General features: G+C 41.6%; 20 protein-coding genes. 12 read left to right on the forward strand and 8 right to left on the reverse strand.

The annotated features are described in order from the left end of the window. Positions 1–76: 76 nt before the first annotated feature. Positions 77–2,674 carry a hypothetical protein gene (locus tag MICAI_RS17065; RefSeq protein ID WP_008205070.1) on the reverse strand — a complete coding sequence of 866 codons (2,598 nt, stop codon included), beginning with the start codon at positions 2,672–2,674 and terminating at the stop codon, positions 77–79. Between the two features lie 396 nt (positions 2,675–3,070). Here MICAI_RS17065 and MICAI_RS17070 point away from each other — a divergent pair, with 396 nt between their 5' ends. The 6 genes from MICAI_RS17070 (at position 3,071) to MICAI_RS17095 (ending at position 8,569) form a co-directional block, all read left to right on the forward strand. Continuing rightward, positions 3,071–3,286: a hypothetical protein gene (locus MICAI_RS17070; RefSeq protein ID WP_039900447.1), complete on the forward strand. Its 216-nt coding sequence runs from the start codon at positions 3,071–3,073 to the stop codon at positions 3,284–3,286. Next, entirely contained in the window at positions 3,283–4,536 is a 1,254-nt protein-coding gene (locus MICAI_RS17075) for a hypothetical protein (RefSeq protein ID WP_008205072.1), read from the forward strand. The genes MICAI_RS17070 and MICAI_RS17075 overlap by 4 nt, the downstream gene beginning before the upstream one ends. Positions 4,537–4,611: 75 nt before the next feature. After that, a complete protein-coding gene (locus MICAI_RS17080; protein ID WP_008205074.1) occupies positions 4,612–5,391 on the forward strand; it encodes a hypothetical protein in 780 nt (259 codons plus the stop codon). A 105-nt stretch (positions 5,392–5,496) separates the two neighbouring features. Beyond that, complete coding sequence (locus tag MICAI_RS17085; RefSeq protein WP_008205076.1) at positions 5,497–6,363, forward strand: hypothetical protein; 867 nt, start codon at positions 5,497–5,499, stop codon at positions 6,361–6,363. Between the two features lie 77 nt (positions 6,364–6,440). After that, positions 6,441–8,099 carry a Uma6 protein gene (locus MICAI_RS17090; protein WP_008205078.1) on the forward strand — a complete coding sequence of 553 codons (1,659 nt, stop codon included), beginning with the start codon at positions 6,441–6,443 and terminating at the stop codon, positions 8,097–8,099. 41 nt (positions 8,100–8,140) lie between these two features. Further along, entirely contained in the window at positions 8,141–8,569 is a 429-nt protein-coding gene (locus tag MICAI_RS17095; RefSeq protein WP_008205080.1) for a hypothetical protein, read from the forward strand. Positions 8,570–9,070: 501 nt separating this feature from the next. Here MICAI_RS17095 and MICAI_RS17100 read toward each other — a convergent pair. Both MICAI_RS17100 and MICAI_RS17105 read right to left on the reverse strand, forming a co-directional pair. Further along, entirely contained in the window at positions 9,071–9,502 is a 432-nt protein-coding gene (locus MICAI_RS17100) for a type II toxin-antitoxin system VapC family toxin (RefSeq protein ID WP_002803895.1), read from the reverse strand. Positions 9,503–9,510: 8 nt separating this feature from the next. Then, complete coding sequence (locus MICAI_RS17105) at positions 9,511–9,762, reverse strand: hypothetical protein (RefSeq protein ID WP_008205084.1); 252 nt, start codon at positions 9,760–9,762, stop codon at positions 9,511–9,513. 278 nt (positions 9,763–10,040) lie between these two features. Here MICAI_RS17105 and MICAI_RS17110 point away from each other — a divergent pair, with 278 nt between their 5' ends. Genes MICAI_RS17110 through MICAI_RS17125 form a run of 4 tightly spaced genes read left to right on the forward strand, consistent with a single transcriptional unit; the run spans position 10,041 to position 12,655 of the window. Continuing rightward, the gene (locus MICAI_RS17110; RefSeq protein ID WP_008205085.1) at positions 10,041–10,220 is read left to right on the forward strand and encodes a hypothetical protein; all 180 of its coding nucleotides are present in this window, start codon (positions 10,041–10,043) and stop codon (positions 10,218–10,220) included. Positions 10,221–10,264: 44 nt separating this feature from the next. Continuing rightward, positions 10,265–11,011: a pseudouridine synthase gene (locus MICAI_RS17115; protein ID WP_002803891.1), complete on the forward strand. Its 747-nt coding sequence runs from the start codon at positions 10,265–10,267 to the stop codon at positions 11,009–11,011. Between the two features lie 25 nt (positions 11,012–11,036). Continuing rightward, positions 11,037–11,798 carry a helix-turn-helix domain-containing protein gene (locus MICAI_RS17120; RefSeq protein ID WP_008205088.1) on the forward strand — a complete coding sequence of 254 codons (762 nt, stop codon included), beginning with the start codon at positions 11,037–11,039 and terminating at the stop codon, positions 11,796–11,798. 8 nt (positions 11,799–11,806) lie between these two features. Next, the gene (locus tag MICAI_RS17125; protein WP_008205090.1) at positions 11,807–12,655 is read left to right on the forward strand and encodes a hypothetical protein; all 849 of its coding nucleotides are present in this window, start codon (positions 11,807–11,809) and stop codon (positions 12,653–12,655) included. A gap of 207 nt (positions 12,656–12,862) precedes the next feature. Here MICAI_RS17125 and MICAI_RS17130 read toward each other — a convergent pair whose 3' ends face one another. The 4 genes from MICAI_RS17130 to MICAI_RS17145 form a co-directional block, all read right to left on the reverse strand. Then, the gene (locus MICAI_RS17130) at positions 12,863–13,855 is read right to left on the reverse strand and encodes an aldo/keto reductase (RefSeq protein WP_008205092.1); all 993 of its coding nucleotides are present in this window, start codon (positions 13,853–13,855) and stop codon (positions 12,863–12,865) included. A gap of 145 nt (positions 13,856–14,000) precedes the next feature. Continuing rightward, entirely contained in the window at positions 14,001–17,066 is a 3,066-nt protein-coding gene (locus MICAI_RS17135) for an efflux RND transporter permease subunit (RefSeq protein WP_008205094.1), read from the reverse strand. 40 nt (positions 17,067–17,106) lie between these two features. After that, positions 17,107–17,484, reverse strand: coding sequence for a four helix bundle protein (locus MICAI_RS17140; protein ID WP_008205096.1), 378 nt, complete (start codon positions 17,482–17,484; stop codon positions 17,107–17,109). A gap of 75 nt (positions 17,485–17,559) precedes the next feature. Beyond that, the gene (locus MICAI_RS17145; RefSeq protein ID WP_008205098.1) at positions 17,560–19,020 is read right to left on the reverse strand and encodes an efflux RND transporter periplasmic adaptor subunit; all 1,461 of its coding nucleotides are present in this window, start codon (positions 19,018–19,020) and stop codon (positions 17,560–17,562) included. A gap of 284 nt (positions 19,021–19,304) precedes the next feature. Between MICAI_RS17145 and MICAI_RS17150 the strand changes: the two genes are divergently transcribed. After that, entirely contained in the window at positions 19,305–20,732 is a 1,428-nt protein-coding gene (locus MICAI_RS17150) for an SUMF1/EgtB/PvdO family nonheme iron enzyme (protein ID WP_008205100.1), read from the forward strand. Between the two features lie 777 nt (positions 20,733–21,509). After that, positions 21,510–22,505 (forward strand): GTP 3',8-cyclase MoaA, encoded by a 996-nt coding sequence (gene moaA, locus MICAI_RS17155; RefSeq protein WP_008205102.1) that lies wholly within the window; start codon positions 21,510–21,512, stop codon positions 22,503–22,505. A gap of 4 nt (positions 22,506–22,509) precedes the next feature. On the opposite strand, the gene MICAI_RS24270 is transcribed toward moaA, so the two are convergent. Continuing rightward, positions 22,510–22,623, reverse strand: a 114-nt coding sequence (locus MICAI_RS24270; RefSeq protein ID WP_198285307.1) for a PCP reductase family protein, incomplete at its 5' end; no start/stop codon positions are given.

Consider the following 22,623-nt stretch of genomic DNA (forward strand, 5'->3'; position numbering starts at 1 on the left):
TAAGATAGTAAAGCAGCAGAAATCAATCAGAGGCTCTTAACTTGATGAAAGAATTTCAGATATTAGCTATTAACTTTTAATCTTCAAGAATAGATAGCCATTTACCTTGATCCATTAAAATTGCTACTGGATGTTGACTATCTATTTCACTGCTATCGGTCATAGCTCTGTACCATTGAGTCCAAATACCTTTAGCGGTGTTTAAAAAGCTATCCGTAGGAATAATGTAGTCCTTATAATTATTATTTTGAAAAAACTCGGAATTTTGAACATTCTGCAAGTAATTGTTAACTAAATCAATAGCTGCTTCTGAGGCAGCATTGCTTTGGGGATTTAATTCCCGTTTATCTTCATGTAATTGGAAACAACTTTCTTGTTTCTCAAGCAGAGATCTTATGGATGTGCCTCCTAGTTTTTTATAACATCTATGAAGGTTATACAAACTATCACTAATTCGACGATTGAACCCTAGAAAAATACTTCCTTTCAGTGCTAATAAAAAACAATAAAAAGCCTGTTCATATTTTCTTCCCATGAAATGCAGTTCTCCACGAAGCAAATTTATTTCCGACTCTAAAGCGTCCCTGAAGATGGGTTTATATTCCGCACTAACTCCTTTGCTGATAATAGCTTTACTCAGATAAAGATACTGTTCTATGGGAATAAGATCATTATTCTGACTACCTAATCTTACATTCACTCTTCCCGCAAATGTAATCCATTTTGCTGTTCTTCGCTTTGCTCCCATACGAGAAGCATGATAAGCAGCTTTGAGAAAATTTTCTCTTGCGTTAATTAAGGTGTCTTTATCATCAGAAAGATAAAATTGGAATCTTGCAACATTGCCATAAACTTCTGATAGTGAAGTGTAAACATCTAGTCCAGCATCTTTATCAGCGTCATTTTCTTTACCCGAATTGTTTAGATAATTCAATACTTTTTCCAAGTTGTTTAAGTTGAATACGTCTTCGTGACCTATTGAAAATTTATACAGATAGTCTTCAACATCTCTTAACTTCATGAGGTTTGCAAAATTTTTTTTTATCATTTCCCCTGAATTAAAGTATTTATCTTGGGTGTCTTTAATGTTATTTAATATTTCTGTTACTTGCTGAATATTTCCCTGTGTGTTAAATCTTCTTAAACGAATGATTTGGGCTTCAAGGTAACATAAATAAAATTTAATTCGGTAAGCTTCGGTAATTTTTCCTACTCCTAAATAGTCTTCTTTTTCTAATTTTTTTAATTGATCGATAGCATCATCAACAATTCCAGTAATATTTGAATCACCACATTCGTCATCCAAAAATTGAAAATCATTTAAAGTACGTCTAGCATTAAACGCCCTATGTCTAATCTTTGTTAATTCTACACAAAGTGATTGATAATTTCCTAATTGTAATAATCCATTATTATTATCTCTAGCATGATAGGATAGCCAATGGATAGAGGCGGATAAAATAGCCTGTAGTGTGGCTTTAAAGGTATCAATATCTACCCAAGTCGCTTGATAATATTGATATTTATTCTCATTTTCGCCCACTTTTTCTTTAAGAAGAACTGTTGTTTCAACTAACCCATTTTTGTCAGTTGATATAACTTTTGTTGATAAGAAATTGATGTCTCCTAACTCTGGACTGAAGCCTAAATTGAGTCCAATAGCTGCAACACCATTTTCTAAAAAGGTATTATTTGACATATAAGTAAAAGTTAGTTTTTCTGCTTGATTTTTATATCTAAAAATACAAGTTAGTTTAGCTAATAATACAGGTTCAGATTCATGAAAAGTATCACCTTCTAACATTTTATTTTTTTCCGTATAGCCCACTAATTTCGATTCTTCTTTACGGGCGATTTTGCCCCATATTATTTGATGTAAATCCTTAAATTCATCTCCAGAGTTAATCAAAAAAGATAAGGTTTGATATTCTACTTTTTCTAAGCGAATGCTTATATCTTCTAAATCTCTCAACAGTTTCTCTTTTATTGCTATGCTAATAAACAGAGCAAGAGCTTCTTGTTTTGTAAACGTTTTTTTATTTCTTTGCTCTAACTTTTTTTTGACTTTTTCTAACTTTTGCTTAATGGATAATTTTTCTATCAATGTCAATGGAATTCTGTTATCTGTGACGATCTCACCTATACGTTCATCTAAATAATCTTTTCTGTCATCTTCATCTGTTTGGCTGCTTGTTTTGGATTTAGTATGAAGCAGAGACTTAAAATCAAAACTTAAGTTTTGTGCATTTTCTACACTCAAAAGTTCCAACTCTGTCGCTATTTCTAAAACCATTTGAAAGATGTTCGTAGATACTTGTATATTTTTGTTATGTTCGGGGAGATACCCCGCCATTTCTAAAAATTCATCGACTGAAGCTATCTGTTCCCGGAAGTCCATAGCAGCTTTAATTTTTTTCTCTTTTTCTTCTACCGATAACTTTGCATCGGTAATACCTTTAGCCGTCGGCGGGTTATCCTCATTCTTTTTAATGTAATTAAAAAGGCTAATTATGTTTTCACGCACAATTGGTAAAACATAGTTTTCTTTATCACTAAAGTATTTACTTACGACTGCACGACTGATGCCTAAGCCTTCTGCAAGCTCTCCTTGGGTAACTAGGCACTCTTTATTAAGGAACTCAATAAGTTTTCTTAGTGATTTATTTTTAGTCATATCTAACTGCGTCGTTGCTTGGATAATACTATTGTTCTATATTTCTAGCCCTCACCTCCCCTTTCCCGTTCTAGGAGAGCAGGGTGCTTTTTCCATTCTAGAACATTATGTCCTGCTCAATTTTTTAGCACACATACTCTGTATTTTTTATGTACAGTGTATATGTACTAAAACTTAAAAATAGTACAAATAACCTAAAATTTGACGTTTGCAGCTTAATCTATGCGCCAATCACAAATAAATTTTCAAAAATGTGCTGTTTTTTATTAATAGAGAGTTTAAATGTACTGTTTTTTTTGTTAACAGAGTTTAATGTCTTGACATATTAAACCTCGCACTGCTAGACTCGATTATGACGAGAGCGCTTTTTTTTCGCCTCTCGTCGGAACCCTAAAAATGAACAAAAATTCTTCTTCCCTTTACGACAGTTGGGATGACTTTCTGGAGAACCATCGCTGTAATCCCAACAAACTCATCGACTGGATTAAACAGAATCATCCAGAGTTGGTAGAGAAGGCAAAAAACGGCGATCTATCACCTGAAACAATCGGTTTCAGGCAAAAAGTTCTCAATTCTGAGTTGGTCCGCGTCAATCCCCGGGACCTCCTATGAACAAAAATTCTTCTTCCCTTTACGACAGTTGGGATGACTTTCTGGAGGACCATCGCTGTAATCCCAACAAACTCATCGACTGGATTAAACAGAATCATCCAGACTTGGTAGAGAAAGCCAAAAACGGCAATCTATCACCTGAAACAATCGGTTTCTGGCAAAAAGTTCTCAATTCTGAGTTGGTCCGCGTCAATCCCCGGGACCTCCACGGTGACGTTATGGTGACAGATGCGATCGAAAAGGAATCAAAACTAACCGCTGGAATACAAACGATATCTAATCTTTGGAATACAGTCGGTGTTGTTCCTATAGCTCATGCTGGTGTCGGTGGGGGAGTTTCAGGGGTGATTAGTGCTGTAATTGTCTTATGGGCGTCTCAGTTAGCAGGGAACTCTACCTCGACAGCGGCCTCCAATGCTAATCCTGCCAGTCGCAAGTGGGCTAATGCAGCTTTGGTCGGTAATATCGCCTTAAACTTGGGTTTAACGGGTATTTCAGGCGTTGGCTTTGAAATCCTCATGAATTCAGACAAATTATCCGAGATATACGTCAACAAAGTCGTAGAAGAACATCTCTATGCCACTCCTCGCCGAAACATAGCTGAAGGAGAACGAGTATTAGAGCAGGCCAAAGTGGCTCAAAACATTTGCGATATAAAAACGGCTGAATATCAAGCAGAACGGGGCAAATCCGAAAAACTTTATGATCCTAAAACATCCAGTCTCCACGAACAACTACATGGACCTCATGGAGTACCGTCAAGCTATTTTGACAAGATACCTACAGCAGATCTACCCTATTGTCGCAAGCCTAAACGGTTAGAAGATGACGGAGAGAAACTGCGAGGGCAAGGTCAAAAGGAGCTAGATACGCTGCAATCTACTGTTGAGCAGTCGGGTGGTAGTCTCGAATATCTTAAAAAGGAAAAAAGGGGCCTCTATAGCCAGCATTTTACCGAAAACGGTCGAATTGCTGCCGGACAAGAAGCTGTTAGTATCGCTATGGGCAATTTTAGCAGCAAATTAATCAAGGGAGAATGGGACAAGCTTGGCCTCGCGCTCATGTTAGCAGGGTTGAGCGTGATTTTTTCCGGGTTATCCGTTCTAATGACGGTTCGGCATCGCAATAAGCCCAGCATTTCTTTAACCTTCGACCCAACCGCTAAACAGGCTTTTGACGAACTAATTCATGCTGTGGCGGAAGGATTGAACGATCAAGAGCCTCCTGCTATTGATGATGACAAGCCTTAGGAAATTGTAGGGTCAATTCATGAATTGACCCTACATTGTGGTTCAGAAATTGACCGTACTACAGGAGATAAAACAATGTACGTTAAGCCCTTGGAGTTTTTACTTCAATCACCCCTCACACCCCAACAAAAACAACTGGTAGCGGAACATTTAAACGAGGACGAAAAACTCCTTTATCTTTACCACCAGTATGTTAAAGAAACAGGGAAGTCTCTTTATCCCGGTTTCACAACAAATGTCTCTCTGAAAAAACCACCAAGCACTAATGTTTTGTCAGATCAAGAGAGGGACAAAGAGGCAGTTGATCCCCTTGTATTGTTACAGCTTTTTCAACAAAAAATTGCTGAGACTGGTAAATTTACCTACCCTCCCTTTGTTCAGTTTATGCAGGGTGAGAATAACATCAGCTTTCGGATTTTAAGCGTAACTAAAGCCAGGGAAGACATTTGCAAAGGAGCGGATCGATTAGCGGATCGATTAGATGAATTAATGAGGAAAAACCCTAATGATCTAGAAGAAGTTGAGATTGCTTTTCGCCAAATAACAAAAGGAATCGCCCACATAGTGAGGCAGGGACAAGATGTTTATGATCAATCAAATCGTCTGGTTAAAACCATTCGTTTTGGTAGCAAACAAAGGAACACAGTACGGCAGATGGAGTCGCTCAACGACTTACTAATTAGCAGCTACTATCAGGTGATGTTAGAACCACGTAACCCTAAAATTGTAAAGTTAACTCGAGGCTATTTAATCGAATTAAAAGTGACGGCTATTCGCTGGGAAGTTTTGATTAACGAAATCTTAGATAGCCACAATACGAGGTTCTCCATGGGTATCAAACGTTCTTCTCGTTAGGATCAATGTTTTTTAGGATATGTTAATCAAAAGCCGCTCCCCTTAACCCGTGTCTATTAGCAACCATACAGCTTTAATTTTATTCACTTAGTTGAGGTAAAAATAATGTCTAGCTTGTTTCCGCAAAGTTCAATTAATAGTCCAGTTCGTTACTTAAAAGGCATCAAACAAATTGTTGATGATATCAACAATAATTGTATCCATAAATTGGGAGAATTTCACAGAAGATTTTGGCGGACATTAATCGTACCTTCTTCTACTTTGAATGTCGCTCGAATTTTATGGATATTTCAAAATAATTCACAGCTTCACCATTTCAGAAGTGCTTTCACAATCAACTGGTTTTATGTGATTCTCTACACCATTTTATATGTTTTATTTTGGTGGTTTTTTACCCCAGTTGTTCAAGATTTCTGTGTCTTATTACGAGATCTTTTGGAATTGTCTAAAAACGACAACCCTTCTAATTTTCAATTAGGTTGGAGGATTTTTGTGACTTTCCTGCAAAACCAGCTAGATTCTCACAGAGTAGTTCTGATTTTTATAGTTGTTTTTCAAGGGTTTCTATTTTGCTGGTCTAAGACTGTTGTAACAGTGGTAGATAAAGAAGCAATCGACGCTGTTATTGATGCTTACGATGAGGTCAATCGAGAAGTAGTTAATGAGATACAACTCAGCCGCGATATTAAACGGCAACGTAGGGAGGATATTGTTAAGCAAATTTCGATGCTTAAGCAGCACTTAGCAATGGAACCAGATCGACAAAAACGGGAGGAAATTCGCCGAGAAATTCAGCAATTAGAACTAAAATTAGATCAGATCACTGGTCACATTGATTCACCTGATGATTATTTGCTGAATAAATCTCTTGACTTTAACTCATTAGATGATGATGTTGATTGGTTCAACCAAGCTCTCAGCAACCCAGATTATGAAGATGGGGAAGATGAATTTCCCTTACCTAAGATTTAGTTAAGCTAAATAAATATCCCTTCTTTCAATAAGAGGGGATAACTCAAAAAAATTGTGAATTTCTGGAGAAACCCAATATGTCTTATCCTTTTCCTAATCCCAACTCACCCCCACCTTCTACCCATAAAAAGCATAAGCAAGGCAAACCTAAAAAAATCTCTGTTGACCTTCAATCTGTACTCGCTAACCCCGATGATTTCCCGATTAAAGCCAGTGAAAATAAAATTTATCTAGGACAAGCTGCCGCTTATCCTAATAGTAAAGAAAGAACTCCCTTCTGGCTTCCTACTGCACTGTTTGATAGCCATTTGTTTATAGGGGGGGCAATTGGTTCTGGTAAAACAACGGTTTTATTTAGGCTAATTTCAGGCGCCTTAAGATGGTATGGAACGGTAATTATCTCAGAAGCCAAAGGAGGAGTTAGAGGAACAAAAGAAGGGGCCGCTTTTACTGATTTAGCGGCTTATCTTCAAGAAAAAGATCCTAAGATTTCCGTTTGTCGTTGGCCTCGTGGCGAATACTATTTTAATCCTCTTGAAAACCTCTTAAATTCTTCAGAGAGACGAGAATTTTTTGAAATGCTATGTCAAGTGATCATCTCACAGTATGAAGGCATGAGCGGTGACTTACTGGCAGTTATTTATAATGCTGCTGCGATTGCTGAATATTTGTTAGTTTTATTGCAAAACTTTTATCCTCCTGACGCTCTCACTCTCAGAAGTTTAGTCAATTTATTATCTACCCCTAAACAAGTTGAAGAAGCCTTAAAAAATGGTAAAAATAAAATCAATTTTCGTCTTAATAGTCAAAACCTAACCCCCGAAAAAAAGGAGGAATTACAGGAGAGAACTAACCTCCTAGAAAAAATAGAACAACAACTGCGCCTTGCTAATTTTTTCTACATGGATCATAAGGAATTAGTCATGACTCGGCGAGGGGTTCAAATTTTTCAGTCTCTGTTAGATCAAGAAGACTTACTTACCTATACAGAACCTCATCCCAACCTCAAAAAACTCAGCTTTGATGATATTCTTTATCACAAAACATTGGTCATTTTAAGCCAACCTCTATCCCAATCTTCTTCTAAAATTATTGGGCCTATTTTCCTTGACAATTTTCTCAATTATGTGTTAGAATTAGGATCAAATCCCAAAACAAAAAATGGCAATGATCGTCTTAAAACCCTAGTTATTCTTGATGAAACCCACCGCCTTCCTGTTGGTAAAATTGGTGACTCAGATGACTATTTACGCGAATATGGTATTGGTTTAGTAGAAGTTGCTCCCACTATTCCTAAAGATAACAAAAGATGGGAGCAAAACAAGCACGTTTACCAAACCTTGCTAAGTCTTTCACCGGGGATTCCAACCCTAACCGAACTTATGCGTGATCGCCTTCCCCATATCCCCCCTTCTCCTATGGTTGTCCGAAATTATCAAGATCGTCAAGGAAACATCTTTTCACAACCCGAACGGCGAGAAAATTACGACCTAGTTTTAGGACAAGATAACCCCGGTATTACCTCTCGTTCAATGCAGTTATCAGGACGTTTTACAGGGTTACTTCAGTCATCTTTTATTGATGAAAATCGGAGACTTTTTTGGATTGATTTTGAAGATGAATTATTGGCAAACATTAAAACTTTGCTAAAAAAGGCTCTGGCTCCTGATGCAACTCCTCAAGATAAAAACTTAGTGGATTATGCACTTGGCTTGGACAAATACAGACCCCTTTAATCATTTCTTGATTTCATTAATTCTCTAGGAGAGTATCAACTATGTCAAACAAAAATAAATTCGGTTTCGCTTTCGATCTAGTCGAAGATTTTGTCGTTGATAAGGCTCAAGACAGTCCTGATAATTATGCTGCCAAAGGCGATATTAATCAGATGGAAGCTGATAATATCACTGATGAGGGTGATATTGTTAACATTGATGCCGATAATGTTACCAAAGATGGAGACAATATTAATATCGATGACATCAAGATTGAAGCTGATAATATCGCTCAAGAAGGTGATATTATTGAAGGCGACCAGAACAATTACTATATTAGTATTTCCTCTTGTCAACCAGAAAGTGATTCGCCGAGTGAGGTTGAGCCTGAACAAGATTCTATTGTCAATGATGCTCCCCTACCGGACGCTAAAGATTTAGAGATTGAATCTCCCCCCGAACCTGAATTTGATTTTGAAATTGGGGGTTAGTCGCATTAGCTGACTTTAGTTCGGACTAAGAAGATTTGGTCATGACTTCCACGAAAGAATAGAGCTAACCAGCTACGGTAAAATTAGGGTTTCGGCTTATCCTCAACTCAGGTTAACTAGGAATAGGCCGATTTATCTTGCTAAGGCTATATTTTGAGCAACTTTTGTCAATTTATCCACAAACAGAAACATCAATCGTAGGGTGCGTTACGCTTTGGCTAACGCACCCATTTAATAATTAAGTTGCTGCGTGGGTTGCGGATTATTAATTTGTTTTTTTGTCAGAGATTATCGATGCAAACACCCACCCTACAAGATTGGAGATCGCACTTCCATCAATTGCCGATCTCTTTCTTCTCTCAACCGCTTGGATAACCGAGAAATAACCCGTTTAAAGTCATATCCCCCCGTAAGCAAAACTAGCTCGACTTTTGTGCTTTTCTAAGCATACTGCCTAGTCAGGTTAAATAAAACTAAAGCTATTGAGAGAGAAATAAAAATCTACACTTCAACCAAATGAACCCAACTTAGAGAAGATTTAACGCTGTTAAATAAGCGTTTATCGCTAGTGTATAAATTTGCTTGAAATCGTTGAGCTAATACTAGATAATGGGCATCATAAGTAGCAGGAAGATTCAAGGTTTGCGAAATTTCTATTGCTTGGTAATGGAGGTAATGATCTCCATGAAACTGAATAGGTAAATCTAAGACTTCTGTAAGGAGGGTTTGCGCTTCCGTCTCCAAAATTTGACCAGCTTTTTTCAGACGATAAAATACGTTAGTGACTTCGTAACATAATAAAGTTGGTGCAATCACTAAATTTTCCTCGGTCATCCATTTTTGCCAGAGTTGACTGTACATTGTTACAGAAGGTTCAACCGTTGTTAAACGAACTATAAAACTAGAATCAACACAGATAAATGTATTAGTCATTATTTTCTCTATTCACTCACAATTTCTTCCATCAATTGCCGATCTCTTTCTTCTCTCATTTGATGAATAATTTCAGTAACATCGGTTTTAAATGGTTTTCCCTGACGACGTTCATAAATGGCTTTTCGAGTTGCGTCAATTCGTTCTAATGCAATTTCCCAAGAGGGGTGATCTTTGAGTTTTTTTCCTAACAATTCTTGTTCTTCTAGGGACAAGGATTTAATTGCATTAACTAGAGATTCCACGAGTTGAATATTCATTTTTTTACATCTTTGACTAAAATTATCGGTGTTTATGAAGAGTTATTATAGCCTAGCCTTTGAATTATAACAAAGAGACGCAAACTCCGTCGCTTACGTCCCCAATTTATCATCAATCAAAGTTTACCGCTTGGATAACCGAGAAATAACCCGTTTAAAGTCATATCCCCCCGTAAAAAAAATTAGCCCGACTTTTTTAACAATTGTCGGCAAAATTTTGCTTGCTTTTTTCACGGCTTTTTGCCATAATATTTTTATAAGACTTTATATATAATCGAGTGTTAGAGTTCACCGAAAAACGCACAGATTCCCATTATAAGAAAAGTATAACCGAAGCCGCCGCCCAAGTCAAGGGATTACTCCTCTTTTTTTTGAGAAGTTTTCAAAGAAAAAAAATCAAAGAGGCAGCCGGAGATATTCGGTTTTTCTTCACTATTTGGGCGAAAAAACCCTTTTAGGATGCCTATAATAGGAGATAGAAAGGGTTAAAAACTAAAAAAAAATGGCGGAGAGAGTCCAGAAAATCCTTGCCCAGTGGGGAATTGCCTCCCGAAGAAGGGCGGAGGAGATGATCGTAGCCGGCCGGGTGAGACGGAATGGCAAAATCGTGCAGTTAGGAGAAAAAGCCGACCCCGAAAAAGATCACCTAGAGATAGACGGAAAAAAAATTGAACCGGCCAATCGTCCCAAAAGATTGTATATACTGATCAACAAACCCATTGGTGTGGTTTCTACCTGTAAGGATCCACAAAACCGGCCGACGGTAATCGACCTTTTGCCCGACTCCCTCGCCAGCGAGACAGGGTTACATCCCGTAGGCAGGTTGGACATCAACACCACTGGGGCTTTACTCCTCACCAACGACGGTCAACTCACCCTCACCCTCACCCATCCCCGTTATCATTTGCCCAAAACCTATCGGGTTTGGCTAGATGGTGCGATTGATAGACTTGCTCTCCAGCGTTGGCGAGAAGGTATCCTCTTAGAGGGAAAAAAAACCTTACCCGCACAGGTTGAGATACTCAAGCAAACCGACCAAAAAACCCTACTAGAAGTTATTTTAGTGGAGGGAAGAAATCGGCAGATTCGCTCTGTAGCCGAAGAGTTAGGCTATCGCGTCCTGAAACTTCATCGCAGTGCCATCGGTCGTATTCAACTAAACTCTGGTAATAATTCCCCCTTACCCTTGGGTGATTACCGTTTTTTAACCCTTGATGAACTGAAATATTTAAAGAACCAGATTAACTAAGCTGAAAGTCAGCCCTAATAGCGATATGTTTCGCCTTCTCCAATCACAACTCGACCCCCAGCGTAAACAGCGAACCAAATTACTGGAAATCGGCGTTTATTTGCAAAAAAATCGCCTAGAACAGTCCCTTTCTCTCGAGGAAATTGCCCAGAAAACCCTAATCCCGCGCCATCGCCTAGAAGCGTTGGAAGCGGGGGATTTGGAGGCATTGCCCGAACCGATTTATATTCGTTGGTTAATCAAACAATTTGCCGATAGTCTGTCCCTGGATGGTGAGACGATTAGCCGGCGTTTTCCCACCAAGGTCAATAACTTTTTTAGGGGAACAAAACCGTCTTTATCGCTGCCAAGTCTTCAAATTCGCCCGATTCATCTCTATTTTCTCTATTTAATCTTAGTTATTGGTTCCGTACAAACCCTATCCCACGTCCTGCAAAAATCGGTACTGCAATCGAATCGCTTACCGCCGCCTTCCTTGCCACAACAGCAAATTGTCCAACGGAAAAGCAACCCCCTTCAACCGGTAGCCAACAAAACCAGCAATAATCAGCAGCTGGTGGTGGGGGTAAAACTGGAGGATGACTGCTGGCTGCGGGTGGTGGTGGATGGGAAGACAGAATTTGAGGGTGTGCTGCCCCAGGGAACCCATCGCACTTGGCAAGCAAACCGAGAATTAACCGTGAGAGCGGGTAATGCCGGCGGGGTTTACGTTGCCGTTAATAATGCCAATGCTAAACAACTGGGGCAACTGGGCAAAGTCGGGGAAGTCACCTACCGGGCAAATTGAGCTAATTTATGCAAAAGGTCTTTTCACCCCTCGATCGCCTTCAGGGAGGGTTAATCGGGGCATATATTGGGGAATCCTTGCATAATCAACCCCTAATACCAGCCTTTAACTATGAGGCTACACCGAGGACGACCCTGCTTTTGCAAGCTCTGCAATCTCAGGAGGATTTTTCACTTGCGATCGCAGCTAAGGATCGGTCGGAATCGGCGTTATTATTTGTGCTGTTGCCGGAGATTTTAACCTGGCCTGACCATGGGGAACGTTGGCAAGCTAGATTAAATTTTTGGCTGAAAAAGGGCTTAATTTCCCAGTTAACCCGACAAGAAGCGATAATTTGGGGAGAGGCAGTGGGTCTGTTATTACAGGGAAAAAGGCCTTTAAATCAGTTAATCGGGCAATTACTAACTATTAACCCCAAGAATAAGCTATTAGAGCAGATTCAGTCAGCTTTAAGGCAAAATCGTCCCCTAGAGTCCACTTTATCGACTTGGGTGCAAGATAGCTCACCTTTAGGAATTGCGATCGCAGTTTCTCTCTATACCTTTCTGCAAACGAGCGAGGATTTCGCCGTGAGCGTGCGTCGTGCTAATTTTAGTCCCTATCAACGGCAATTAACCACCACTTTAGCGGGAATTTGGGCGGGATTGTACAACGGTATCGAGGGGATTCCCCTAGCTTGGCGGCAAAATTTGCCGAAAGAGCCAGTTAAACAGCAATTAATGGATAAAGCTGGGGAAATCTATCGAATTTCCCTGGGGATATCTCCTCATCTTGTCCTATCTCCTCACACTGCCGTCGCTTATGGGGGAACAATCCAACCCCGTCCTAGCTTAAAATTGGTCTCTCAAGATAAGTAGGGTTTGCTGAATAAATCTAAAAACCTTGTTGGACAATATCTTTAGGCTTTTTTGACCTCAAAAATTGCCAGTTCTTCGAGTAATCGGGGGGAAATTGGCTCTCTTATTCTTTGTCTGATCAGTTTAACTTATAAGCGATCAATCTTTGTGTCCTTTGTGTCTTTGTGGTTCGTTCCACACCCCACCAACAAGCTTTTTCAGCCAACCCTACTTAGTTTGAAAGATATTTTGTACCATTTTTTTATCTAAACTTGCGGCAATTTTATCTAATTCTGCTATTTCTCCACTGTCTAAACTCCATCCTAAAGCGCCTAAATTATCCTCAGCTTGCCGAACATTTTTAGCTCCGGGGATAGGAATTGTTCCCTTACAAATACACCAATTTAAGGCAACTTGGCTAATAGTTTTATCTTTAGCTTGGGCGATAACTTCTAGACAACTTATCAGAGGCGAAATAGCGGGAATTAATTGACCAAAAAGGAAGCGACGTAATCCAGGGGGTAAGTTTTTATTATCTCGATATTTCCCCGTTAATAACCCCAAAGCTAAGGGACTATAGGCAATAATTTTAATACCAAATTGATCACATAGTTCCTTTAATCCTAAGTCAGTGAGAGGATAAGTAGAAAGGAGAGAATACTGTACCTGTAAACTGGTGATAGGAATGCCGCGACTGGCAAACTTTTGATAGGCAGACTTCAATCTTTTCGGTCCAAAATTGGATAAACCGACCCCTTTAACTAACCCCTTTTCCAAACAATCCCCCAATCCGTCTAATAATCCTCCCTCCTGCCATGGCGCATAATTGCCCGTTGACCAGTGCATTTGCACTAAATCCACTGGGCGGCCTAATCTGGTTGCCGAAGCTTGACAAGCTTTCACCATGGCATGACGGGTTAAACGCCAAGGATAGGGAGCGATTTTGGTAGCAATACGGATATGATCAGCGTTATAACCGCTATATTCCCCTGTAAAGCGTCCTAATAGCTTCTCACTCTGTCCGTTGAGTTTGCCTGTGCCGTAGGAGTCTCCCGTATCAAATAGGGTGACACCCCGCTCGACGCAGAGATTAAAAACCCCTTGTAACTGGCTATCCATACTCTCATCGTAACCCCAGAGAAGACGATTTCCCCAGGCCCAAGTACCGCAGCCCATGGGGGGAAGAGATAGAGTTTTATCTGTGACTGTCAAGGGATTCATGGGTAAGTTTCTCTGGGTTTTTTCTCAAGCTTTCAGAGAGATATTTTACTACTAAATCTGGTTATTAAAGACTGATTATTTATTCCCCTTTTTGCACGAGTGCATGAGTAGAAAACGGTTTTCTCGGAGAAACCCGTTTTCTGTACTAAATCGACTTGGGTTTTTGTTTAACAAACAATCCCCGCAACCAATAGTAAAAACTATCGATATAAGTAAAGATTACCGGCACAACCACCAAAGTTAATAGGGTGGAAGTGGTAAAACCACCAATAACGGCAATCGCCATCGGTGCGCGAATTTCCCCATCTGCACCTAAAGCTAAAGCAATCGGTAACATCCCGGCAACTGTGGAAACGGAGGTCATAATAATTGGTCGTAAACGAGAGACTCCCGAATCAATCATCGCCTTAAACTGCGGTTTCCCAGCCTCAATGCCACTCAGGGCAAAATCTACCAACAGAATCGCATTTTTAGTGACTAACCCCATCAGTAAAACTATGCCAATTAAAGCGTATAAACCTAACTCTTTTTGGGTAATTAAAAGAGCGATTAAAGTACCACCAATCGATAAAGGAAGGGAAGTTAGAATCGCTAGGGGATAGAGAAAATTGTTATACAACAAGACCAGAATCCCATAGATAGAAATAATTGCTAAACTTAACGCCCCCAAAAAACGAGCGAAGATATCGCGCATAATACGAGCATCACCAAAGGGTTCTTCTGTCACCTCTGGGGGTAAGTTTTTCATGATTGGTAAAGTGCGAATTTGTGTCACCGCACTTCCCAAAGAAACTCCCTCTAAATTAGCTCCAATATTAACCTGACGTTGACGGTTAAAGCGTTGAATTTCCGCAGGTCCACTACCTAAGCTAATTGTCGCCACCGAGTTAAGCGGTACTAACGTCCCATTACTGCTAGGAACGCGCAAATTTTGCAGAGTTTCTATCTCACTGCGTCCATCGTTGGCAATTTTTACCCGGATGGGAATTTGTCGGTCAGCAAGGTTAAATTTAGCTAAATTAAACTCATTATCGCCGATTAAAGCTAAAGACGCAGTACGGGCGATCACTCTGACCGAGACTCCCTGATCAGCAGCCCGGACGGGATCCGGTTGAATAATAATCTCCGGTTTAACTAAACTTACCCCGGAACTTACCTCGACAAAACCGGGTAAAGCCCGCATTTCTCGCTCTAATTTTTGGGCAGTTTGGGTTAAAATATCGCCATTTTCACTTTTTAAAATAATAGCGACATCCTTAGTGCTTCCTGCTCCCCCCTGCGCCCGAAAAGTCACTCTTGCTCCCGGTATCTTCTGAAAATCCCGGCGGGTTTGTTCCTCAAATTGCCGTTGAGTTAGCGATCGCTGTTCCTTAGGAACTAAATTAACATATATTAACCCGGTATTTACCCGTCCTGAATCTCCCGGAATAGCCAAAACATTAGCGACGGCGGGATTTTTTTGCAGTAAACTATTCACCTGATTGGCCACGGCAACAGTATCATTCAAAGTCGCACCGGGAGGCAATTCTATGCTGATCGTACTTAATCCAGTATCCCCAGAACTAAATAACCCTTTTGGAATCAAGGGAACTAACTGTAAACTACCGATAAAAAAGGCCAAAGCCGCCAATAAAGTCAGGATTCGATGACGTAAAGCCCAGGTTAACAAACTTTTGTAGGGACGAAAACGGGGGCGCGAGGAGGGATTATTATCACCAGTTTTGAGCTTTTTCGGCTGTAGAATATAGGCACTTAACATCGGGGTGACGGTGACAGCGATCAAACTGGAAAACAAGGTAGAAACCGCCACCGTAACGCCGAAAGGTTGAAAGAATTGCCCTGGCACACCGCCCATAAAAGCAACCGGCAGGAATACCGCCATAATTGCCGCCGCACTGGCTAAAACAGCTAATCCAATCTCTTTTGAGGCATCAAAGGCCGCTTGCAGGGGTTTTTTACCCATAGCTAAATGTTGATCGATGTCCTCCACCATACACACCGCATCATCGACCAGATTACCCAAAGCTAAAGCTAACGCCAGCAGGGTCATACCGTTAAGGGTATAATTTAGGGACTGCATCACCCAAAAAGTCGGGAAAATGGACAAAGGCAGGGCCAAACCCGTGATAATCGTGGCGCGCCAATTGCCTAAAAATAGACCCACCGTGATCACCGTCATCATACAACCAATCAGGAGATCGCTAAGAAGGCTTTCGTAACTAGCACGAATTGAGTCAGCACGGGTAAAAATTAATTGAAATTTAATATCTTCGGGCAGTTTTTTCTTTAAATTCTCGATTTCTTGGCGTACTGCTGTTTCTACCGTCACCAAGGTGCTGCCAGTCCCCCGTAGAATCGAAAAACCCACCACTGGCTGCCCATCTAAAAGGGCCATTTGTCGGGGATCACTGGAACTATCGCTAACTGTCCCTAAATTGCTTAAGGGGACGCTATCACCGTTAGGTAAAGAGATTTGATAATTTCTCAAATCTTCGATCGTTTCAGCGCTGCCGAGGGTGCGGACAGTTTGTTCACTGCCGGCGATTTCCGAGCGCCCTCCGGGTAAATTAATATTAAAACTGCGGATTTGCTCATTAACCGCCGTGGCCGTGATACCGTAGGCGATCAGACGGCCGGGATCTAAATCTACACGCACTTCTCGATCGACTCCCCCAACGCGATCGACTCGTGCTACCCCCGGCACTCCCGTTAAAGCGCGGCCAATTTGACGATCAACTAGATCACTTAATTCGGCGATCGATCTTTTCGGGGAGGAGATGGTATAGTTCATCACCGCACCCCCAGCAAATTCTAAACGTTGGACAATTGGATCATTAGTATCTTGGGGTAAATCCTGCCGAATTTGCGCTATGGCATTGCGTACATCATTGGTAGCGCGATCGCTGTTAGTGCCAAGGATAAAGTTAACGGTGGTGGTGCTGCTGCCTTCGTTGATGGTAGAAGTAATTTGATCGATATTACCCAAAGCAGCCACCGCATCCTCGACTTTTTTGGTGACTTGGGTTTCCAATTCCTCTGGACCTGCACCGGGTTGATTAACGGTGATAATCACGGCCGGAATGTCAATATTAGGAGAGCGATCAATCCCTAATCCTAGAAAGGCAATGTATCCCATTAAGGCCATAACCAGGGAGATCAGGATCGTCGGAATGGGATTTTTGATAGACCAATTAGAAATATTAAAAGCCATAATTTCAGTTATCAGTTATCAGTTATCAGTGGGTAAGTTATCAGTTATCAGTTTTTGGTTTTTGGTTTTTGGTATTTTCTTGGCAGGTTTTTAGAATAGCCCAAAGCATTTTACCAATTTCCTCCGCATCATCATTGATACTTTGAAAGGCTCTTTCCTCTATGTAATTCGTGTCTTTCAATAGAGACAGCCAATACTTTGTTTCTAGACATTCCTTATAAGCTATTGACATTTTAGCTCGAAAATCAGCTTGAGAAATAGCTCCATTAGCCTCGGCAATGTTAGCCCCGATTGAAGTGCCACTCCTTAATAGCTGTTTTGACAAAACATATTCTTGTTTAGTCTCACACAAATATTTATAGCCTTTAACAATCCTAATGGCAAATTTATAAGCTTTATCATAAACTTTACTCTCCATCCGTTTGCCCCGCTACCGATCACTGATTACTGATTACTGATTACTGTTTACTGTTTACTGATCACTGATTACTGATTACTGATCGCTGATTGCTGTAATTTTGTCGCCATCACCGAGATAGGCTGCCCCTTTGACCACAATGCGATCGCCCGCTTGTAAACCGGTGAGAATTTCCACGCGGTTATTGGGCATAATTTGACCTAATTGCACAGTTTTGGCGGTAACAGTGTTATCAGGTTCCACTAAATAAACTAGAGCTTGATTATCTTTTTGGGGTAAAACTGCGGTCATGGGGACAGTTAAACTATTGCTAGTATTCGTTACGATCGCACCTCGTAAAAACATCCCCGGTTTTAACCCTGTATTGTCAGTTAAATCGACTTTAACCGTTGCTTGACGGGATGCCTCATCGACGATGGGATTAATTTCGCGCACCTGTCCCGATAATTTTAAACTGCTATTAGCATCGGAAGTGATAGTAACGGGCGCTCCGACGCGGATTAAGGGCAATTGATTCTCAGGAACCCGCAATCTTAGCTCTAAACGCCCATTTTCGATGATTTTAAAGAGAGCATTTTGACCGTTGGTGGTATCCCCGATGCGGCCATTTCTTTCGGCAATTTTGCCACTGACCGGGGAAATCAGGCGCGTCTCGTTTAATTGGGCTTTAACAATGGCTAAACGGCTTTGAGCTTCCGCTAATTGGGCTGTAGCTTGGGCGATCACCTCGGGACGATTGCCCGCTTGCAATTGTGCCAGTTGCTGCTCTGCTTCTCCTAAACGAGATTGGGTCTGTTGTACGATCGCCGCTTTGTTTCTTTCTTCGTTGAGGACTTCATCGAGACGATCCCGGGCGATCGCTCCTTCCGCTTCTAAACTTTGGTTTCTCTGGACGCGTTTTTTGGCCAAATCCCAATCCGATTGAGCTTGACTAATTTCGGCTTTTATGCGTTGAATAGTTTGTTTAGCTCTAGCGATCTCCTCTTTACGGCTACCCGCTTGCAATTCTGCCAAACGCGATCGGGATTGGGCGACATTAGCCTGTGCTTGGGTTAATTGCGCTTGTAGGACGGTATCATCGAGACGAGCCAAAATTTGACCTTGGCTAACGATATCACCCTCATCGACAAAGATTTCTTTGATTTGTAGTCCCGTCGCTTGGGAAAGAATCGGGATTAATTCATCGGCTGCCACGCTTCCAGTCGCTTTCAGGGTGCGGGCCACGGGAGTAAATTCTACCCTAGTGGTGGTTACTGTTTGTGCCGGTGCCTCATTTTTTGCCGCTACGGGCTGAGTATTGGGGTTTTGGGCTGTTTGGGGTCGATTAGCGAAACGAGTCGCCCCTAGGGTCAATAAAACCCCCAATCCCACACCGATAAATAAACCCTTTCTTCCCGATAGCCAAGAGTTGGTTTTTGTCGGTTTTGGCGAGTATTCGGTTTTCTCTGGCTCAATTTCGGGATTAAATGCGATAACTTCGGGAACTAGCGAATTATCGGCTGAATGCTGGTTATTTTCTAGGGTATCTGGCCGCACGGTCTGCCCTCTCGGTAGATTCTGGATAAAATGTTAAGTTTTGTATCCATTTATAATCTAACGGAAAAAGGTCACGGGTGGGGAAAGTGAGAAAGTGGACTTGCTGTAAAAATCCCAAATTGTCGTGGTTGGTGAGGAGACAGGAGATAGGAGACTCCGAGACAGGAGACAGGAGACAGTAGGCAGGAGAATTAAGAATGAGTAATAATCAATTAAATGGTTTATTTAGAGATTTTATGCCAGTTAATCTGGCTCTCCCCTACTTGTGGTCATAAGAAAAAGTTATGAAAAAGTCAGAGATCCAAATTTTCTTGGCCCATGCCAGTGAGGACAAACCAGCAGTTTTGGCACTGTATGACCGCCTTAAGCAAGCGGGATATAAACCTTGGTTGGATAAAAAAGACCTGATTCCGGGGCAAATTTGGCGAGATGAAATTCCGAAAGCGATTAAAGCTAGTCAGATTTTTCTGGCCTGTCTGTCAGCGAAATCGGCTAATAAACAGGGATACATCCAACGGGAGTTGAGGATTGCACTTGATACCTTGGCACAGATGCTACCGGGGACAATTTTTGTTATTCCCATGAGGTTAGAAGAATGCGAAATTCCTGATCTGCGAATGTCAGAACTTGGCTTGAAGCTGCGCGATATTCACCGGCTTGATTATTGGGAAGAAGACGGATTTGAGCAACTAGAAAGAGCAATTGGCTATCAGTTCAAGCTTGAACCGGAAGAGCCAAAACAACTGTTATCAGTATTTAACTTTGAGGTGGTGGGAGTAAATGCGAAGGGTGAGCAAATTAGAAAAGAGTCGAAACAGTCCCAATATTTCAGGGAAGATCTGGGCAAAGGCATCACCTTAGAAATGGTCGCCATTCCGGGGGGAACTTTCCTGATGGGAACAGAAGATGAGGAAATCGAAAGACTGGTTAAAAAATTTAATTGGGAAGGATTTAGAAGGGAAAGACCACAACATGAAGTAACTGTCCCACCCTTCTTTATGGGTAAATACCCCATCACCCAGGCCCAGTGGAAAGCGATCGCCTCTCGCACGGATTTAAAAGTTAAACAAGACCTTGATTTCAACCCAGCCTATTTTAAAGATCCCCCCAAACCCCCCTTAAAAAGGGGGGCTTCCGATTCCCCCCCTTTTGAAGGGGGGGCTAGGGGGGGATCGCCCACGCACTGGGATAGACCCGTGGAACAAGTCAACTGGTACGATGCGATCGAGTTCTGTGCGAGATTATCAAAACTAACGGTTCGGGAATACCGACTACCGAGTGAAGCGGAATGGGAATACGCTTGTCGTGCTGGAACCACCACCCCGTTTTACTTTGGGGAAACCATTACGGGGGAATTGGCTAACTACAATGCCAGTAATACCTACGCCGATGAACCGAACGGAGAATATCGAAACGAAACAACTCCCGTGGGACAATTTCCCCCAAACGCCTTTGGACTGTACGATATGCACGGCAATGTCCGGGAGTGGTGCGCCGATACTTGGCACGATAACTATGACGGTGCGCCGACGGATGGCAGTGCTTGGATAGAAAATGGTAATGATAATCGTTCTCCTCTGCGGGGCGGTTCCTGGGGCTACAATCCTACTTACTGCCGTTCCGCGATTCGCTACGACTACTACTTCCGCCGCGTCAACCGCATCAACAATTACGGTTTTCGGGTAGTCTGCGTATTCGGGAGAACTCTCTAACCCTTTTTCCTTTTTCCCCTTTTACCCTCATTCCCTATTTTTTCTTTTTTCTTTTCTTTCCCGCCCTTAGGCGGGTCGATTTTGTAGGGGCGAACTGTGGTCAGTGAGTTTATCGAACTGCGTTCGCCCACCGGCAATAATCGGGTTAATCACGGGATTGGGGTTTTTTGGGGTTTTTTGGTGGGGGTTGGGCGCACGCGGTCATTGGTGTCAACTTAAGCAAGAAGCTTAATTATAAAAAGTAGCTGATTATCCAAGAGGAAGGAAGTAAAAAATGGTATAATTAATAAGTTTTTCGTTAATTGGTATAGTTTGATCAGGTGGCATAAATCGACTAAATTCTTATCTGGCAAAAGACTTAATTGATTAGTTCGTTCTGGAAGAAAACAATTGACAAAAATCGTCGAATGTGTTTTTTTATAATGGTTTCATCTCTTATAACCCCGTCCATTGCATAACACAAACCGAAGAACTGGGACTATTTCCTTAAGTTAACACCAATGATCGCGTGCGCCCAAATGTAATATAGATATTTCGACCAAATTGAGAGCCATGCTGCCAACTTTTGTTAGCCGACCTTTTTAGTTAAGTACAATCAAGAAAAATTGTCAAATTTCCCAATCGTTATTTGCCCTTGCCATTGACCAAATCTATTGTCATCATAGACTAAAATCTAGATGTAGCCGTGGTTTTCTGGAAACTTAGCCCGATGTCTAGATATCGATCGAGCCAGAATTGTTATGATAAATTCATGAAGTTTTATAACAGTATTTCCCCGTGAACAGGAACCAAATCGACTATCTCAGGATTAGTTTAATCGATCGCTGTAACTTTCGCTGTCAGTATTGTCTGCCTGAAGATGCAGAATTGGCCTATGTTCGACCGCAAGAATTACTCACCCGGGAGGAAATTCTTACTTTAGTCAAAAATGTCTTTATTCCCCTCGGTTTCCGCAAATTTCGCCTTACTGGTGGGGAACCTCTCTTACATCCTGAAGTAGTGGAGATTGTGCGCGATATCGCCTCTTTATCTGCTACTAGCGATTTAGCCTTGACTACTAATGGCTATTTACTTGACAATTTAGCCGAAATGTTGTATGAAGCCGGACTAAGACGGATTAATATCAGTTTAGACTCTCTCGACCCCGACACTTTCGATAAAATTATCGGTAATCGCGGCCGGAGTCGTTGGCAAAAAACTTGGGCAGGTATTCAAGCGGCCCAGAGAGTGGGTTTTGACCCCTTAAAATTAAATGTGGTGGTGATTCCGGGGATAAATGAGGCAGAAGTGGAAGATTTAGCGGCTTTGACCATCGAGAAGCGTTGGCACGTCCGTTTTATCGAGTTTATGCCTATCGGTAACGGTGATTTATTTCAAGAAAAAGCTTGGATTGCCAACGAGGAATTAAGGGGGCGAATTCGGGCAAAATGGGGCTTAAATGAGGGTCAAGTGCGGGGAAATGGTCCTGCCGATGTTTTTCAAATTCCGGGGGCTAAGGGTACAATTGGCTTTATCAGTCAGATGTCGGAGTGTTTTTGCGATCGCTGTAACCGACTACGTCTCTCGGCCGATGGTTGGTTGCGTCCCTGTCTCCTCAACGAAACCGGACAAATTGACCTAAAAACTGCCCTCCGTCAAGGAATTTCGCCAGCAGAAATCAGGGAAAGAGTGCGGGAATTAATAGAACTGAAGGCAGAAATCAACTTTAAACTGCGTGATTCTGGCACATCAAGCGGCATTTATACCCGTACTATGTCCCAAATTGGCGGCTAAAAATCTACTGTCCGAATTCTACTCTAGCCTGTTCCACCATTTCCACGGTAACTCGATCGGAACCAGCATGACGAGCTAATTCTTCTATCCTTTGACGCGCTTGGGAACGAACAAAATA

Source organism: Microcystis sp. T1-4 (assembly GCF_000297435.1).
Taxonomy (GTDB): Bacteria; Cyanobacteriota; Cyanobacteriia; order Cyanobacteriales; family Microcystaceae; genus Microcystis.